Origin of the sequence: Arthrobacter oryzae (assembly GCF_030718995.1) — a bacterium.
GTDB lineage: Bacteria > Actinomycetota > Actinomycetes > Actinomycetales > Micrococcaceae > Arthrobacter > Arthrobacter oryzae_C.
On record NZ_CP132204.1, the window covers coordinates 977,828 to 994,037 of the forward strand.

A 16,210-nucleotide genomic window follows, 5' to 3' on the forward strand; every position below is an offset into this window, starting at 1 on the left:
GCGTTACAAGGTTCCGCGAAAACTCCCGGAAAATCAGGGGTTGACGGCGGGAAGCTCCTAGGCAATAGTTATCGTATACGATTTCGTACTCGATGAGGAGTAACACTTGGAACAGGTCACCGACCACATCCTGGCCGCGGCCCGCAAGGTCATCGCGGTGCACATCAACTACCCCAGCCGGGCAGCCCAGCGCGGCCGCACCCCGGAGCAGCCCTCCTACTTCCTGAAGCCTTCGTCCTCCCTGGCCCTTGGCCCGGCGGACGCCCCGTCCACGGTTGAACGCCCGGCCGGCTGCGAACTCCTCGGCTTCGAAGGGGAGATCGCCCTGATCATCGGCAAGCCGGCCCGCCGCGTCGGCATGGCGGACGCCTGGAGCCACGTCGAATGGGTCACGGCCAGCAACGACCTCGGCGTCTACGACCTTCGCTACGCGGACAAGGGCTCCAACCTCCGGTCCAAGGGCGGCGACGGCTTCACCCCCGTGGGCCCCGGACTGATCGCGGCAGACGCCGTCGACCCCGCACAGCTCCGCGTCCGCACCTGGCACAACGGCGATCTGGTGCAGGACGACACCACCGAAGACCTGCTGTTCCCATTCGCCCGGCTCGTGGCGGACCTGTCCCAGCTCCTCACCCTCGAAGAGGGCGACATTATCCTGACCGGCACCCCGGCCGGTGCCTCCGTGGCCAAGCCCGGCGACGTCGTCGAGGTTGAAGTCAGCACCAGTACGACGACGGCGGGCGGCACTGCCGCCGGACTCACCACCGGCCGGCTGGTCACCCGGGTGACGGAAGGCACGACGCCGTTCGCCGACTTCGGTGCCCGGCCCAGGACCGATGACCTCCAGCGGGAGGAGGCCTACGGATCGCGCGAAGCCGCGGGCCTGGCTCCGGCGGCGCCCGCGGAAGCGCCGGCGTCGGTCCTGACCCCGGAGCTGAAGGCGAAGCTCGAAAGTGTCTGCACCGCCACCCTGTCCTCCCAGCTGCGCAAGCGCGGCCTGAACAACGTCAGCATCGACGGCCTCACGTCCACCCGCCCGGACAAGCGGATTGTGGGCCTGGCCCGGACGCTGCGCTACGTTCCCAACCGCGAGGATCTCTTCAAGACCCACGGCGGCGGCTTCAACGCCCAGAAGAAGGCCATCGATTCCGTCAACGAGGGCGAGATCCTGGTGATGGAGGCCCGCGGTGAAAAGGGCACCGGCACCATCGGCGACATCCTGGCCCTCCGCGCCCAGGTCCGCGGTGCCGCAGCCGTCATCACCGACGGCGGGGTCCGCGACTTCTCCGCGGTGGCGGCCATGGACATGCCCACCTACTATTCCAATCCCCACCCCGCGGTCCTGGGCCGCCGGCACATCCCTTGGGACACCGACATCACCATCGCCTGCGGCGGCACCACCGTGCAGCCAGGGGACATCATCGTGGCGGACTCCGACGGCATCCTGGTCATCCCGCCTGCCCTCGCCGACGAGCTCGCGGACGATTCCATTGCGCAGGAACGCGAGGAAGTGTTCATCGCCGAAATGGTGCAGCAGGGCCACAGCGTGGACGGCCTGTACCCGCTGAATGCCGAATGGCGTGCCAAGTATGAAACATGGGACGGCCCGGCCCATGACTGAAACAGTGATGGCCGGCAGCAAATCAGAGCAGGCCTACGCCGCCGTCAAGGCACGGATCGTGGACGGGACCTACTCCCCCGGCTTCCGGCTGGTGCTGGCGAAGATCGCCGAAGACCTGGGGTTCAGCGTGGTTCCGGTCCGCGAAGCCATCCGCCGGCTCGAAGCCGAGGGACTGGTCAAGTTCGAACGGAACGTCGGTGCCACCGTGTCCGGCATCGACCCCACCGAATACCTCTACACGATGCAGACGCTGAGCATCGTGGAGGGTGCCGCCACGGCGTTGTCCGCACCCCTCATCGGCGAAGCGGACATTGCCCGGGCGCGTGCCGTGAACGAGGAAATGCGCGAATGCCTGCAGCACTTCGACCCCGTCCGCTTCACCGCGCTGAACCAGGACTTCCACAGCGTCCTGTTCGAGCACTGCCCCAACCCGCACATCCTGGACCTCGTCCACCGCGGCTGGAACCGGCTCGCCTCGCTGCGGTCCTCCACCTTCCGCTTCGTCCCCGGCCGCGCCCATGACTCGGTGGACGAACACGAAGCCATCCTGAAACTCATCGAAACCGGGGCCGGCGCAGACCAGATCGAACGGGCGGCCCGGCTCCACCGCAGCGCCACCCTGGACGCCTACCTGGCCCAGGCGGCCCGCACTGATCTCGCTCCATCCCCGCAGCCCTCCCAGCAGTAAGGAAAAAACAATGACGTTCACTGCCGCAGAAGCCACCCACTACGTTCCGCAGGACCTCCCCACCCACATCCAGCACTACATCAACGGCGAATTCGTTGACTCCGTGGGCGGCAAGACCTTCGACGTCCTGGACCCGGTGTCCAACACCAACTACGCCACCGCCGCCGCCGGCCAGAAAGAGGACATCGACCTCGCCGTTGCCGCCGCCCGCGAAGCCTTCAAGAACGGCCCGTGGCCGAAGATGAAGCCGCGCGAACGTGCCCGCATCCTGAACAGGATTGCGGACGCCGTCGAAGCTCAGGAGGAGCGCCTGGCCGAACTCGAAACCTTCGACACCGGCCTGCCGATCACCCAGGCCAAGGGCCAGGCCCTGCGTGCCGCCGAGAACTTCCGGTTCTTCGCGGACCTGATCGTGGCCCAGTTCGACGACGCCATGAAGGTCCCCGGCTCGCAGATCAACTACGTGAACCGCAAGCCGATCGGCGTCGCGGGCCTCATCACCCCGTGGAACACCCCGTTCATGCTGGAGTCCTGGAAGCTCGCTCCGGCCCTGGCCACCGGCAACACCGTGGTCCTCAAACCGGCCGAGTTCACCCCGTTGTCCGCTTCCCTCTGGGCGACCATTTTCAAGGACGCCGGCCTGCCTGACGGTGTGTTCAACCTGGTCAACGGCCTCGGCGAGGAAGCCGGCGACGCCCTGGTCAAGCACCCGGACGTACCGCTGATCTCCTTCACCGGCGAAACCACCACCGGGCAGACGATCTTCCGCAACGCCGCGGCCAACCTCAAGGGCCTCTCCATGGAGCTCGGCGGCAAGTCCCCCTGCGTCGTGTTCGCCGACGCCGACCTCGACGCCGCTATCGACTCCGCACTGTTCGGCGTCTTCTCGCTCAATGGCGAACGCTGCACGGCCGGCTCCCGCATCCTGGTGGAACGCGCCATCTACGACGAGTTCTGCGAAAAGTACGCCGCCCGCGCCAAAAACATCGTGGTGGGCGATCCGCACGACCCCAAGACCCAGGTGGGCGCACTGGTCCACCCGGAGCACTTCGCCAAGGTGGCCTCCTATGTGGAGATCGGCAAGTCCGAAGGACGGCTCCTCGCAGGCGGCGGCCGTCCGGAAGGCCTCCCGGACGGCAACTACATCGCCCCCACCGTCTTCGCCGACGTCGCCCCGGACGCGCGGATCTTCCAGGAGGAGATCTTCGGCCCCGTCGTCGCCATCACCCCGTTCGAGAACGACGACGAGGCGCTGGCTTTGGCGAACAACACCAGGTACGGCCTGGCGGCCTACATCTGGACCCAGAACCTGACCCGCGCGCACAACTTCTCCCAGAACGTGGAGGCGGGCATGGTGTGGCTGAACAGCCACAACGTCCGCGACCTCCGCACCCCGTTCGGCGGTGTCAAGGCCTCCGGCCTGGGCCACGAGGGAGGCTACCGCTCCATCGACTTCTACACCGACCAGCAGGCCGTGCACATCACCCTCGGCACCGTCCACACCCCCAAGTTCGGCGCCTGAGTTTTTCGACCCAGCGCTCACCGGCCCCCTTTCAACGAAGAGAGAATCCCATGAACAGCCAAGTTTCACAGCACAACTTCATCCCCACCCCCTCCGTCCCGGCACCGGACATCGTCCGCTGCGCCTACATGGAAATCGTGGTCACGGACCTCGCCAAGTCCCGCGAGTTCTACGTGGACATGCTCGGCCTGCACGTCACCGAAGAAGACGAAAACAACATCTACCTGCGCACCCTCGAAGAGTTCATCCACCACAACCTGGTGCTGCGCAAGGGCCCCATCGCCGCCGTCGCCGCCTTCGCTTACCGGGTGAAGTCCCCCGCCGAAGTGGACGCCGCCGAGGCCTATTACAAGGAACTGGGCTGCCGCACCGAACGCCGCAAGGAAGGCTTCACCAAGGGAGTGGGTGACTCCGTCCGCGTCGAGGACCCGCTGGGCTTCCCCTATGAGTTCTTCTACGACGTGGAGCACGTGGAACGCCTCACCCAGCGCTACGACCTCTACTCCGCCGGCGAGCTGGTGCGGCTTGACCACTTCAACCAGGTGACCCCGGATGTTCCCCGCGGCCGCAAGTACCTGGAGGACCTCGGCTTTCGCGTCTCCGAGGACATCCAGGACTCCGACGGCGTCACGTACGCGGCCTGGATGCACCGCAAGCAGACGGTCCACGACACTGCCCTGACCGGCGGCAACGGCCCGCGCATGCACCACGTCGCCTTCGCCACCCACGAAAAGCACAACATCATCCAGATCTGCGACAAGATGGGCGCCCTGCGGATCAGCGACCGGATCGAACGCGGCCCCGGCCGGCACGGCGTGTCCAACGCCTTCTACCTCTACATCCTGGACCCGGACGGCCACCGCGTGGAGATCTACACCCAGGACTACTACACCGGCGACCCCGACAACCCCACCATCACCTGGGACGTCCACGACAACCAGCGCCGCGACTGGTGGGGCAACCCGGTGGTCCCGTCCTGGTACACCGAGGCCTCCCTGGTCCTGGACCTGGACGGCAACCCGCAGCCCGTCATCATCCGCGAGGAAAAGTCCGAGATGGCTGTGACGGTGGGCGCCGACGGCTTCTCCTACACCCGCAAGGACGGCTCTCCCGAGGGTGACCGGACCGGTTTCAAGCTCGGGGCGCAGCTCTAGCCATGCTGGATGCCACGACGATCGAGGCCATCGCGGACGAGCTGCTCGAGGCGGGCCGGAACCGCAAGCCGGTGCCCCGGCTAACGTCCCGCTACCCGGACATGACGGTGGAGGATTCCTATGCCGTGCAGCAGCTGTGGCGGAACCGCAACGAGGACGCCGGGCGGAAGCTTGTGGGCCGCAAGATCGGCCTCACGTCCAAGGCCATGCAGGCGGCCACCGGCATCACCGAACCGGACTACGGCGCCATCTTCGACGACATGGTGCTCGAGACCGGCTGCTCGGTGCAATGGGACAAGTACACGCATCCGCGGGTGGAGGTGGAGCTCGCCTTTGTCCTGAAAGACGCGCTCAAGGGCCCCGGCTGCACCATCTTCGACGTCCTGAACGCCACCGACTACGTGGTTCCGGCCCTCGAGATCCTGGACTCCCGGATCGAGATGGAGGGCCGGACCATCGTGGACACCATCGCGGACAACGCCGCGATGGGCGCCATGGTGGTGGGCGGCCGCCCGGTGAAGCCCGACGCGGTGGACCTCCGCTGGGTGTCGGCCATTCTCTATAAAAACCAGACCGTGGAAGAGACAGGCGTGGCGGCCGGGGTCCTGGACCACCCGGCCAACGGCGTGCACTGGCTGGCCAACAAGATCGCCGCGCACGGGGACGGCATGAAGGCCGGGGACATCATCCTGGCCGGGTCCTTCACCCGGCCGCTGTGGGTGTACAAGGGCGACACCGTGCACGCCGACTACGGACCCCTGGGAGTTGTCACATGCCGCTTCGAGTAGAAGACACGTTCCGCGACGCCCTGCACCACCAAACGGGCGCTGCCGGCCGTCCCCTGGCCGGGATGTGGGTGTGCTCCGGCAGCCCGCTCATCGCCGAACTCTGCGCAGGCGCCGGCCTGGACTGGCTCCTGGTCGACGCCGAACACAGCCCCAACGGCCTCGAATCGATCCTCGCCCAGCTCCAGGCAATCAACGGCTACCCGGTCCACACCCTGGTCCGGCCGCCGGTCAACGACACTGTGGTGATCAAGCAGTACCTTGACCTGGGCGTGCAGAACCTGCTCATCCCCATGGTCAACTCGGCGGCCGAGGCCGAAGCTGCGGTGGCTGCCACCCGCTACCCGCCGCACGGCGTCCGCGGCGTCGGCTCGGCGCTGGCCCGTGCCGCCCGCTGGAACCGGACGCCTGACTACCTCGCCCGGGCATCCGAGACCATCAGCGTCACCGTCCAGATCGAATCCACTGCCGCCGTTGACGCTGTTGAGGAGATCCTGGCGGTGGACGGAGTGGACGCCATCTTCCTGGGCCCCTCGGACCTCGCCGCCTCGATGGGCCTGCTGGGCCAGCAGGAACACCCGGAGGTGCGCGCCGCCGTCGAACGCTGCCTGGCAGCCGCCACAGCGGCAGGGAAGCCGGGCGGCGTCAACGCCTTCAACCCCGACACGGCGAAGCACTATCTGGACAGCGGCGCCAAGTTCATCCTGGTGGGGGCCGACGTCGCCATCCTGGCGAGAGGCTCCGAAGCCCTCGCCTCCCAATACATCACCACCCACCACATCAAGCCCGCCGACGGCGGCACACCGGCCAGCTACTGACCCTCCCCTTGTTAAGGACTCTTCGATGACAGTCACTTCTGCGCTGCCCCCTGCCCTTTCCCCGGAACGCGAAGCCGCGCTGATCGCTTCCGTCCCCACCGGCCTGCTGATCGGCGGGCACTGGGTGGAAGCGTCCGACGGCGGCACGTTCGACGTGCACGATCCCGCCACCGGGGAGGTGCTCGCCACCCTGGCGTCCGCCACCAGTGCGGACGCCGTCGCAGCGCTCGACGCAGCCGATGCCGCCCAGTCCTCCTGGGCGCGGACCGCGCCGCGGGTGCGGGCCGAAATCCTGCGCCGGGCCTTTGACCTGGTCACCGAACGCGCCGAGGACTTCGCCCTGCTGATGACCCTGGAAATGGGCAAGCCCCTGGCCGAAGCCCGCGGCGAGGTGAGCTACGGTGCCGAGTTCCTGCGCTGGTTCTCCGAGGAAACGGTCCGCGACTACGGCCGCTACCTCACCACCCCTGAGGGCAGGAACAAGATCCTGGTCCAGCACAAGCCGGTGGGACCGTGCCTGCTCATCACGCCATGGAATTTCCCGCTGGCCATGGCCACCCGCAAGGTTGCCCCCGCCATCGCCGCGGGCTGCACCATGGTCCTCAAACCCGCCAAGCTCACCCCGCTCACCGCGCAGTACTTCGCACAGACCATGCTCGACGCCGGCCTGCCCGCCGGCGTCCTGAACGTCGTCTCCTCCGCCAGTGCCTCCGGGATCTCCGGTCCGCTGCTGGCAGACCCCCGCCTGCGGAAGGTCTCCTTTACCGGCTCCACCCCGGTGGGCAAGCGGCTCATGGCCGACGCCGCGCAGAACGTCCTGCGGACCTCGATGGAGCTCGGCGGCAACGCACCGTTCATCGTGTTCGAGGACGCGGACCTGGACAAGGCCGTTGAAGGTGCCATGGCGGCCAAGATGCGGAACATGGGCGAGGCCTGCACAGCCGCCAACCGGTTCCTGGTCCAGGAATCCGTCGCCGCCGAATTCACGCAGAAGTTCGCCGCAGCCATGGGAGCCCTGGCCACCGGCCGCGGCACCGACCCCGCCACCCAGGTGGGACCGCTCATCGACGCCGGCGCCCGGGACGACGTGCACGCGCTGGTGGCCGCCGCCGTCGACGCCGGAGCGGTTGCCGTGACCGGCGGCGCACCGGTGGACGGGCCCGGCTACTTCTACCCGCCCACGGTGCTGGGAAACGTCCCGAACGACGCCGACATCCTGGGCCAGGAAATCTTCGGGCCAGTCGCCCCGGTGACCACGTTCAGCACCGAGGAGGACGCGATCCGGCTGGCTAACGCCACCGAGTACGGCCTCGCCTCCTACCTCTACAGCCGCGACTTCAACCGGCTCCTGCGCGTGGCCGAGCAGATCGAATTCGGCATGGTGGGATTCAATGCCGGCATCATCTCCAACGCCGCAGCACCCTTCGGCGGTGTCAAACAGTCCGGGCTGGGCCGCGAAGGCGGCTCCGAAGGAATCGCCGAATACACCACCACCCAGTACATCGGCATCGCGGACCCCTACGCCGGCTGAGCCGGCCGCCCGGCCGGGGTACCGCCGGAAACCCGACGGGGCGCCGCCGTCGCGCTCCGGCCGGCGGGTGGGCAGTTGGACTCTGGCTGGCGGGCGGCCGCCGGTCGTATTCTGGAATCACTGGCACGTTGATAGCTGGACACAAATGGCACCGAAGAAGCGATGGGGTTCTCGTCTGGCCGCAGCCTTGGGAAGGCTCGTGGGATTTATTGCCGTGAGCGCCATCTGCGGCGTCCTGGCCGCCAGCCTGGTGGCACCCAGCGTGGCGGCCGCCGGGGTGACGGTCAGCAATTCGATCACGTTCTTCAACAACCTGCCGGGAGAACTCACGGTCGACACTCCGTCGCAGTCAACAACCATGGTGACCGCCGACGGCCAGCCCATTGCCACGTTCTATATGGAGAACCGCGTGCGGGTCAGCCTCGACCAGATGTCGCCGTACATGAAGGACGCGATCATCGCGATTGAAGACAGCCGCTTCTATGATCATGCCGGCATCGACCCGCAGGGCATCCTCCGGGCGCTGACGTACAACGTCACCCAGGGCGGCCGGCAGGGTGCGTCCACCCTGACCCAGCAGTACGTCACCAACGTCATCAACGAGTCCTACCTTTCCGCGGACCAGGGCGAAGAGGTCATCCTCAGCGGCCAGAAGAGCGTTGGCGACAAGCTGCGGGAGATGAAGCTCGCCATCGAGCTGGAGAAGAAATACACCAAGGACCAGATCCTCGAGGGCTACCTGAACATCGTGTTCTTCAACCGCGACGCCTATGGCATCGAGGCCGCTGCAAAGCACTTCTTCAGCACGTCCGCCAAAGACCTCACCTTGCCGCAGGCCGCGCTGCTGGCCGGGCTCGTGAACAGCCCCAGCTTCTATGACCCCGCCGCGAACCCGGAGAACTCGCTGCAGCGCCGCAACCAGGTCCTGGGCAGCATGCTGGAACTGGGAAAAATTACCCAGGCCGAGCACGACGCCGCCGTGGCCACCGGAGTTGACCTGAAGATCACCCCGGGCAGGCAGGGTTGCGCCGCCGCCGTCATGGCAACGTACTTCTGCGATTATGTGTCCCATCTGATCCTTAACAACCCGGCTTACGGTGTGGAGCTCAAGGACCGGGAGCGGCTGCTGTACCGCGGCGGCCTGATCATCGTGACCACGCTGGACAGCAGGCTGCAGGCCGTAGCACAGGCCCAGGTGGACGCCACCGCAGGAGCGAATCCGGACAAATGGGGTGCCGCCCTGGTCACGGTCCAGCCTGGTTCCGGCCGGATCCTTGCCATGGCGCAGAACACCGTGTTCCTGCCGGCGGAAGGGAAATTCGACACCCAGCTGAACTTCAACGTCGACTCCCGGGACGCCAACGGCAATGACCTCAACGGCGCCGGCGGGTTCCAGCCCGGGTCCACCATGAAGCCGTTCACGTTCGCGGAATGGCTGAACGAAGGCAAGCCCCTGAACGCGGTCATCGATGCGTCCCGGCGGACCTATCCGCTCGACTTCCCGTGGCGGTCCAGCTGCGGGAAGGTCCTGGGCGCCTACAGCACCGCCCAGAGGAACGAGGGTGCGGCGGACGATCTCCGGAACAACGACGAGGGCTACTACCGCCCCATGCCCATCAATTACGGCCTCTACAACTCGATCAACACGGCCACCTTCGCTTCCGCCACACAGCTGGATTTCTGCGGAATCCAGAAGATGGTGGATGCCGTGGGGATCCACAGCGGCCTGGACGGGGCGCAGGTGAACATGCACCAGCTCGGCAACCTGCTGGGCGCCATCGGCGTGGCTCCGCTCCACCTGGCCAATGCCTTCGCCACGTTCGCCAATGACGGCCGCTACTGCAGCCCCATCGCCATCGCGGACGTGAGTGACCCGGCAGGGCGGCACCTCCCGTCCGAGTCCTCCCAGTGCCGCAACGCCGTCAAGCCCGAGGTGGCCCGCGGCGTCAACGCAGTGCTCCAGGACGTGCTGAAGATGGGATCCGGCGTCTACATCAACCCGAAGGTCCAGAGCCGGGTGCCGGTCGCGGCCAAGACGGGAACGTCCAACAACAACGGCGCCACCTGGGTGGCGGGCTACACGTCGGGCCTGGCCACCGCATCATTCTTCGGGGACACCCTGGAGGGGCAGAACCGGGCAGGCCAGAACATCACCATCAACGGCACCTTCTACAAGGCGATCGACGGCTACATGCTGGCCGGGCCGCAGTGGGCCAACTACATGATGCAGGTTGCCGGGCTTTACCCCGCGGCGGCCTTCCCGCCGCCGCCGTCTTCCATGAGCACTCCGCAGCCGACGCCTGCCCCCTCCCGTTAGGCGGGCACCCTGCCGCCAGGGGCCTACGGCAGTCCCATCGCGGTGCGGACCTCGTCCAGGATGTGGTGCATGGCGGTCTCCGCGGTACCGGCATCGCCCGCAGCAACCGCAGCTGCCACTGCCTCGTGGGCCGCGAGCGCTTCAGGGCGCGGCTTGAACGGCATCAGGCCCTGTTTGGTCCTGCTGGACAGGACCTCGGCCACCATGCCGTCCAGGGCCTTGAACATTTCGTTCCCGCAGCTGTGCAGGAGCAGGCTGTGAAAAGCGATGTCCGCCTTGAGGAATGCCTCCAGCTCCCCTGCTTCGCCCAGCCGCCTGAGTTCGGCGGCCAGCGCCGTCAGCTGGCGGCGCTCTGCTGCGCCCGCACGGCGGGCAGCACCCGCCGCGGCGATGGGTTCGACGGCGATCCGGAGTTCCGTGAGGCTGCTGTACTGCTCGGCACGGCGGCTGGACGCGAGCCGCCACCGCACCAGCTTGGGATCGAACACGTTCCACAGCTCGGGGTCCTGTACCACGATGCCTACCCGGCGGCGGGAGTACACCAGGTTCATTGATTCCAGGACGCGCATCGTGTCCCGTGCCAGGGTGCGCGACACGTTGTAGTGCTGCTGGAGGTCGTCCAGGGTGAGCCGCCTGCCGGGGGCCAGCTCGCCGGAGACGATTGCTTCGCCGAGCGCATCCAAGATGCGCAGGTGCAGGGCCGGTACCGACACATCCCCGTCGCTTGTCCCTGCCTGGTCCTCTGTCGCCGTCGACATTCGTGAAGCCTCCCTCTGCGCCGTGGCGCTTGGCTTCCAGTTTAGGCCACAAGAAGGCAAAGGTATGACCTGTGTTACAAAAAGATGCTACTAATGCTGTTTAATGGTGCTATCTTATTTTCCTAACCAGCGTCTCTTGCTGGCCTGAGCTTCATCCGAAGCCAACGACGTCTTCTACGGAGGTAGAACAATGAAGTTTCCTGCCATGCATTTGGTAGTCATGGGTGTCGCCGGAGCCGGCAAGTCCACCATTGCCGGAGCCCTCTCCCGCGATCTCGGGTGGGACATGGCAGAGGCCGACCAGTTCCACCCCGAAGCCAACATCGCCAAGATGAACGCCGGCACCCCGCTCCAGGACGAGGACCGCTGGCCCTGGCTCGAGTCCATCCGCGACTGGATGACCGCCCAGGCCACGGAAGGCAAGAGCACGGTCCTGACCTGTTCCGCCCTGAAGCACAGCTACCGGGAACTGCTTTCCGAGGCAGAGGGCAAGGTGGTGTTCATCCACCTCAACGGCGACCCCGCCCTGCTCGGCGAGCGCATGCGCGGACGCGAGGGCCACTTCATGCCGGTGACGCTGCTGCCCAGCCAGCTGGCCACCCTGGAACCATTGACACCGGAGGAACTCGCCGCCGGCAGCCTGCGGCTGGATATCACCCGCACCCCCGAGGACCTGGTGCAGGCCATCAAGGCCGCGCTTCACCTGCCGGCGGGCCACGCTCCCAGCGCTTCCTGATCCCTAACATCCTTTAGCTCCACAGCCCCCAACACACCCGCTTCAAAGGAGAACCATGACCATCGAAGGATGGACTCAAACCCTCGGCGCAGGCCCCCTGCTGCTGATTGCCGGCGGCGCCATTCTGGTGCTGCTGTTCCTCATCATCAAACTGCGCATGCACGCGCTTCTCGCCCTGATCCTGATCAGCCTGGCAACCGCCTTCGCCACCGGAATCCCGGCGGACAAGGTGGTTCCGGTGCTGGTCAACGGCTTCGGCAGCACGCTGGGCACAGTGGCCCTGCTGGTTGGCCTCGGCGCTATGCTCGGCCGCATCGTTGAGACCAGCGGCGGCGCCAAGGCGCTTGCCGACTACCTCATCAACCTCTTCGGCGAAAAGCGCGCACCCTTCGCGCTGGGCCTCGCCTCCCTGATCTTCGGCTTCCCCATCTTCTTCGATGCCGGCCTGGTGGTCATGCTTCCCGTGGTCTTCGCCGTGGCCCACCGCCTTGGCGGCGGCGTTCTGCGCTACGGCCTTCCCGCTGCAGGCGCCTTCTCCGTGATGCACATCTTCCTGCCCCCGCACCCGGGCCCGGTCTCTGCCGCAACGTTCTTCGACGCCAACGTGGGCCTGGTCATGATCGCGGGCCTCATCACCGCGATCCCCACCTGGTACGTCACCGCCTACCTGTTCGGCCTGTGGACCGGCAAGAAGCTGGTGCTCCCGGTCCCGGAATTGCTGGGCCACGCCGACCCCGCCGCCGAGCAGAACCCGCCGCGCTTCCGCACCATCGTGGGTGTGCTGCTCCTCCCGCTGGTCCTCATCTTCCTCAACACCGGCCTGAACACCCTGGCTTCCGCCGGCGTCCTTCCCGCCTCGGCCAAGAACGAAGCCTGGTTCCAGATCCTGCGCACCCTCGGTGAAACTCCCGTGGCACTGCTGATCGCCGTACTGGTGGCCATGTTCGTGCTGGGCAGGCTGCGCGGTTCCCGCGGCGCCACCTTGGAGAAGCTGCTCGAATCCTCCCTCGGCCCGGTCTGCTCCGTCATCCTGATCACCGGCGCCGGCGGCATGTTCGGCGGCGTGCTGCGCACCTCCGGCATCGGTACTGCCCTGGCCGACGTGCTGGGCGACGTCGGCATTCCCCTGCTCCTGGCCGGCTTCCTGATCTCGGCCATCCTGCGCATCGCCCAGGGTTCGGCCACGGTGGCCCTGACCACCACGGCCGGCCTGATCGCTCCGGCCGTTGCCCTTGCGGGCATGAACGGCATGCAGGTGGCCGCCCTGGTCATCGCCGTGGCTGCCGGTTCCGTGGTGGTCTCGCACGTCAACGACTCCGGGTTCTGGCTGGTGGGCCGCTTCTTCGGCATGGACGTCAAGACCACCCTGAAGACCTGGACCGTGATGGAAACGCTCATCGGCGTCATGGGCTTCGCCATCGCTGCCGCCATCTTCGGCCTGGCAGGCCTGGCCGGGTAGCCGGTTTACGCACCCGGAACACAACAAAAGCAGTACGACGGCGGGACGTCCCGCCGTCGTACTGCTTTTTAATGCGCGGCATTTTTTGCACGGCCAGGACACCTGCCTCCCAGCTCGGCCACAGTGAGCCGCCGTTCATCTTGCCGAAACGTACAGCACCGACCGCCCTCCGTCCCTCCCGTCAGGAGGCGTCGTTAACATTCCCGAAACAAGCCGGTCACGTGATCTTCACGCAGACCGCGTTCCTGTAACGTCACCGCAACTTTTCGCCCCATTGCCTGAAACATGCTGCGTGAAACATTGAGCGGGGGCGCGGCCCGGAACACTCGAGGCCCCGTACAGACTTGATGAGAAGGGATACGCAGGTGGAAATCACTGCGGAAAACGTCTGGGTGCTGGTGTCAACGGCCCTTGTGCTAATCATGACCCCCGGCCTCGGCCTCTTTTACGGCGGCATGACCCGCGCCAAGGCGGCGCTCAACATGATCATGATGAGCTTCATCTCGGCCGGCATCGTCGGCGTCATCTGGGTGCTGTGGGGTTACTCGATGACCAGCGGGGAAGGCGTGCTGGGCATCTTCGGGAACCCCTTTGCCAGCTTCGGGCTCACCAACCTCATCGGTTCCCCCGACCTCATCAAGGCAGCCTACGCGGGAACGTTCGCCATGGTCACCGTCGCCCTCATCAGCGGCGCCATCGCAGACCGCGCCAAGTTCAGCTCCTGGGCGCTCTTCGTGCCGATCTGGGTCACCCTGGTTTACTGCCCGCTGGCCTACATGGTCTGGGGCGGCGGCCTGCTGGGCGCCGACGGCGCCGTCACCTCCGTGTTCGGGCAGGTCATCGACTTCGCCGGCGGCACTGTGGTGGAGATCAGCTCCGGCGTCGCCGCGCTGGTCCTGGCCGTCATCGTGGGCAAACGCCAGGGCTTCGGAAAGGACCCCAACCACCGCCCGCACAACATCCCCTTCATCATGCTGGGTGCGGCGATCCTCTGGTTTGGCTGGTTCGGTTTCAACGGCGGCGCCGCCACCACCGCGGAGCAGGCCGGCCTGATCTGGATCAATACCCTGGTGGCACCGGCCGCGGCCATGCTGAGCTGGCTGGTCACGGAAAAGGTCCGCCACGGCCACCCCACCTCCCTGGGTGCCGCCTCGGGCGTGGTGGCAGGGCTGGTGGCCATCACCCCGTCCTGCGCCAACATCAGCCCGGTGGCCGCCATCGGCCTGGGCCTGGTGGCAGGCGCCCTCTGCGCGATCTTCGTGGACCTGAAGTACCGCTTCGGCCTGGACGACTCCCTCGACGTGGTGGGCGTGCACCTCGGCGGCGGCCTTATCGGCACGCTGGCACTGGGCTTCATCGCGCTGCCGGTGGACGGCCAGGGAGGCGGCCTCTTCTACGGCGGCGGGCTCCACCAGCTCGTGGCCCAGTCGGTGGCCGTGCTGGTAACCGTGCTGCTCTCCGGCCTGGTGACCGCCATCCTGGGCCTGGCCATCCACAAGACGCTCGGCTTCCGGGTCAGTGAGGAAGCGGAAAACGTCGGAGTGGACCTGTCCGAACACGCGGAAACCGCCTACGCCTTCGGCGAGCTGTCCCGCAGCCGGTTCAACCCCTTCCACCACCAGGTGGCCGCTCCGCTGACAGCCACCGAGGCAGCCACGGTGGATGCACCGGGAACAGTTCAGACCCCGCAGGAAGCAGCCCACGAAAAGGAAGACAGCCTGGTGTAGCTGCCTTGGACGGTTATCAGGGTTGAGGGGCCGGCGGCGGTTTGGGAAGGCCCCCCGGACGTGCCGGGAGTCGTGCCGTCGGCCCTACTTCAATTCTAGGAAGCCGGGGCCCGCGGGACCATAGGCCGTTATGCCCTGCCTGGCACGGCGTCCTTAATTAGGTCACACGTTTGGGTCTTTTTGATCCGGCCGGGCAGGCCTACCGTGGACACAGGGAGCCGCCCGCCCGGGCAGCCGAACCACGGAGGATCTTCCCATGACAACGCACGTCGCAGACTGCAGTGTTTCCAACTGTTCCTTCAACGACCATTCGAATTGCAACGCCGCCGCCATCACCGTGGGCGGTAGCCAGGACCATGCGTCCTGCGCCACGTTCATCGACACCGGAATGCACGGCGGCCTTCCAAAGGTCCTGGCCGACGTCGGGGCCTGCCAGCGCTCGGAATGCGTCCATAACGACCATCTCATGTGCAAGGCGCCCGAAGTCCATGTGGGACCCGGCGCAGACAACGCGGACTGCCTCACCTACTCACACGCGTAGCAGAAAGCAGCGGACGACGGCGGGAGTTCCCGCCGTCGTCCGCTTGCGTCAGCGGCTGCCCGGCAGCGCTGCCGGGCAGCTGAACGGTGGTCGTTTCAGTCATCGCGGGTGGCCGCCTCCGATTCGGATGTCTCCAGCCAGTTCACCACGCTGCTGCCGCCGTGCGCCCGGTTGAGCGTCTCCTGGAGGGCATCTGCCTCCTGTGCTGCGAGATCCAGTTCGGACACGGCAGTCATCACGCCGCGGGCGCTTTCGTTGTGCGGGCGTGAGTAATGCGTTCCTGCTGCCGCTGTCCTGTGCCATTGGGCCAGTTCGCGGATGGCCTGGGCGATGGAGCCCTGGGTTTCGGTGAGGCTGCGGAGGATTTCGTGGCTGTCCGAGGGAGTGTCCAGGTTCCTGGCGGCACGGGCCAAATACCGGGCCGCCTCCTGCATCTGCTGCGCTGCGCGCCGTGGTCCGTTCGTCTCTGACACTGTCCTGCTCCTTCGCTGGGCCGTCCTCCGATGGGACTTATTGTCCTCCAATCGCGAAGCCCGGGTAGTGCCGGAATGGT

14 protein-coding genes are annotated in these 16,210 nt (G+C 66.6%); 12 read left to right on the plus strand and 2 right to left on the minus strand.

Features of this window, described 5'->3' with window-relative positions:
- The first annotated feature begins 106 nt into the window (after positions 1-106).
- From Q8Z05_RS04550 to Q8Z05_RS04585, 8 genes are all read left to right on the plus strand, one after another.
- On the plus strand, positions 107-1,621 hold the full coding sequence (locus tag Q8Z05_RS04550; protein WP_305942305.1) for a fumarylacetoacetate hydrolase family protein: 1,515 nt from the start codon (positions 107-109) through the stop codon (positions 1,619-1,621).
- Positions 1,614-2,309: a GntR family transcriptional regulator gene (locus tag Q8Z05_RS04555; protein ID WP_305942306.1), complete on the plus strand. Its 696-nt coding sequence runs from the start codon at positions 1,614-1,616 to the stop codon at positions 2,307-2,309. The genes Q8Z05_RS04550 and Q8Z05_RS04555 overlap by 8 nt, the downstream gene beginning before the upstream one ends.
- A gap of 10 nt (positions 2,310-2,319) precedes the next feature.
- Positions 2,320-3,831: a 5-carboxymethyl-2-hydroxymuconate semialdehyde dehydrogenase gene (hpaE, locus tag Q8Z05_RS04560; RefSeq protein WP_305942307.1), complete on the plus strand. Its 1,512-nt coding sequence runs from the start codon at positions 2,320-2,322 to the stop codon at positions 3,829-3,831.
- 50 nt (positions 3,832-3,881) lie between these two features.
- Positions 3,882-4,985: a 3,4-dihydroxyphenylacetate 2,3-dioxygenase gene (gene hpaD, locus Q8Z05_RS04565; protein WP_305942308.1), complete on the plus strand. Its 1,104-nt coding sequence runs from the start codon at positions 3,882-3,884 to the stop codon at positions 4,983-4,985.
- A gap of 2 nt (positions 4,986-4,987) precedes the next feature.
- Positions 4,988-5,773 carry a 2-oxo-hept-4-ene-1,7-dioate hydratase gene (hpaH, locus tag Q8Z05_RS04570; RefSeq protein WP_305942309.1) on the plus strand — a complete coding sequence of 262 codons (786 nt, stop codon included), beginning with the start codon at positions 4,988-4,990 and terminating at the stop codon, positions 5,771-5,773.
- A complete protein-coding gene (locus Q8Z05_RS04575; RefSeq protein WP_305942310.1) occupies positions 5,758-6,588 on the plus strand; it encodes an HpcH/HpaI aldolase family protein in 831 nt (276 codons plus the stop codon). The genes hpaH and Q8Z05_RS04575 overlap by 16 nt, the downstream gene beginning before the upstream one ends.
- Positions 6,589-6,613: 25 nt before the next feature.
- Positions 6,614-8,119, plus strand: a complete 1,506-nt coding sequence (locus Q8Z05_RS04580; protein ID WP_305942311.1) for an NAD-dependent succinate-semialdehyde dehydrogenase — start codon at positions 6,614-6,616, stop codon at positions 8,117-8,119.
- Positions 8,120-8,264: 145 nt separating this feature from the next.
- Positions 8,265-10,436 carry a transglycosylase domain-containing protein gene (locus Q8Z05_RS04585; protein WP_305942312.1) on the plus strand — a complete coding sequence of 724 codons (2,172 nt, stop codon included), beginning with the start codon at positions 8,265-8,267 and terminating at the stop codon, positions 10,434-10,436.
- Positions 10,437-10,459: 23 nt separating this feature from the next.
- Here Q8Z05_RS04585 and Q8Z05_RS04590 read toward each other — a convergent pair whose 3' ends face one another.
- The gene (locus Q8Z05_RS04590) at positions 10,460-11,194 is read right to left on the minus strand and encodes a FadR/GntR family transcriptional regulator (RefSeq protein WP_305942313.1); all 735 of its coding nucleotides are present in this window, start codon (positions 11,192-11,194) and stop codon (positions 10,460-10,462) included.
- Between the two features lie 190 nt (positions 11,195-11,384).
- On the opposite strand from Q8Z05_RS04590, the gene Q8Z05_RS04595 reads away from it, so the two are divergent.
- The 4 genes from Q8Z05_RS04595 (at position 11,385) to Q8Z05_RS04610 (ending at position 15,657) form a co-directional block, all read left to right on the plus strand.
- A complete protein-coding gene (locus tag Q8Z05_RS04595; RefSeq protein ID WP_305942314.1) occupies positions 11,385-11,930 on the plus strand; it encodes a gluconokinase in 546 nt (181 codons plus the stop codon).
- Positions 11,931-11,985: 55 nt separating this feature from the next.
- Positions 11,986-13,389, plus strand: a complete 1,404-nt coding sequence (locus Q8Z05_RS04600; protein ID WP_305942315.1) for a GntP family permease — start codon at positions 11,986-11,988, stop codon at positions 13,387-13,389.
- A 365-nt stretch (positions 13,390-13,754) separates the two neighbouring features.
- Positions 13,755-15,116: an ammonium transporter gene (locus Q8Z05_RS04605; protein ID WP_305942316.1), complete on the plus strand. Its 1,362-nt coding sequence runs from the start codon at positions 13,755-13,757 to the stop codon at positions 15,114-15,116.
- Positions 15,117-15,372: 256 nt separating this feature from the next.
- On the plus strand, positions 15,373-15,657 hold the full coding sequence (locus tag Q8Z05_RS04610) for a DUF1540 domain-containing protein (protein WP_305942317.1): 285 nt from the start codon (positions 15,373-15,375) through the stop codon (positions 15,655-15,657).
- A 95-nt stretch (positions 15,658-15,752) separates the two neighbouring features.
- Here Q8Z05_RS04610 and Q8Z05_RS04615 read toward each other — a convergent pair whose 3' ends face one another.
- The gene (locus Q8Z05_RS04615) at positions 15,753-16,130 is read right to left on the minus strand and encodes a hypothetical protein (protein WP_305942318.1); all 378 of its coding nucleotides are present in this window, start codon (positions 16,128-16,130) and stop codon (positions 15,753-15,755) included.
- Positions 16,131-16,210 lie beyond the last annotated feature (80 nt).

Coding starts and splice junctions, on each gene's coding strand:
- Q8Z05_RS04585 (WP_305942312.1), top strand. CDS start 8,265: ATGGCACCGAAGAAGCGATGGGGTTCTCGTCTGGCCGCAGCCTTGGGA.
- hpaE (WP_305942307.1), top strand. CDS start 2,320: ATGACGTTCACTGCCGCAGAAGCCACCCACTACGTTCCGCAGGACCTC.
- Q8Z05_RS04600 (WP_305942315.1), top strand. CDS start 11,986: ATGACCATCGAAGGATGGACTCAAACCCTCGGCGCAGGCCCCCTGCTG.
- hpaH (WP_305942309.1), top strand. CDS start 4,988: ATGCTGGATGCCACGACGATCGAGGCCATCGCGGACGAGCTGCTCGAG.
- hpaD (WP_305942308.1), top strand. CDS start 3,882: ATGAACAGCCAAGTTTCACAGCACAACTTCATCCCCACCCCCTCCGTC.
- Q8Z05_RS04590 (WP_305942313.1), bottom strand. CDS start 11,194: ATGTCGACGGCGACAGAGGACCAGGCAGGGACAAGCGACGGGGATGTG.
- Q8Z05_RS04580 (WP_305942311.1), top strand. CDS start 6,614: ATGACAGTCACTTCTGCGCTGCCCCCTGCCCTTTCCCCGGAACGCGAA.
- Q8Z05_RS04555 (WP_305942306.1), top strand. CDS start 1,614: ATGACTGAAACAGTGATGGCCGGCAGCAAATCAGAGCAGGCCTACGCC.
- Q8Z05_RS04610 (WP_305942317.1), top strand. CDS start 15,373: ATGACAACGCACGTCGCAGACTGCAGTGTTTCCAACTGTTCCTTCAAC.
- Q8Z05_RS04595 (WP_305942314.1), top strand. CDS start 11,385: ATGAAGTTTCCTGCCATGCATTTGGTAGTCATGGGTGTCGCCGGAGCC.
- Q8Z05_RS04575 (WP_305942310.1), top strand. CDS start 5,758: ATGCCGCTTCGAGTAGAAGACACGTTCCGCGACGCCCTGCACCACCAA.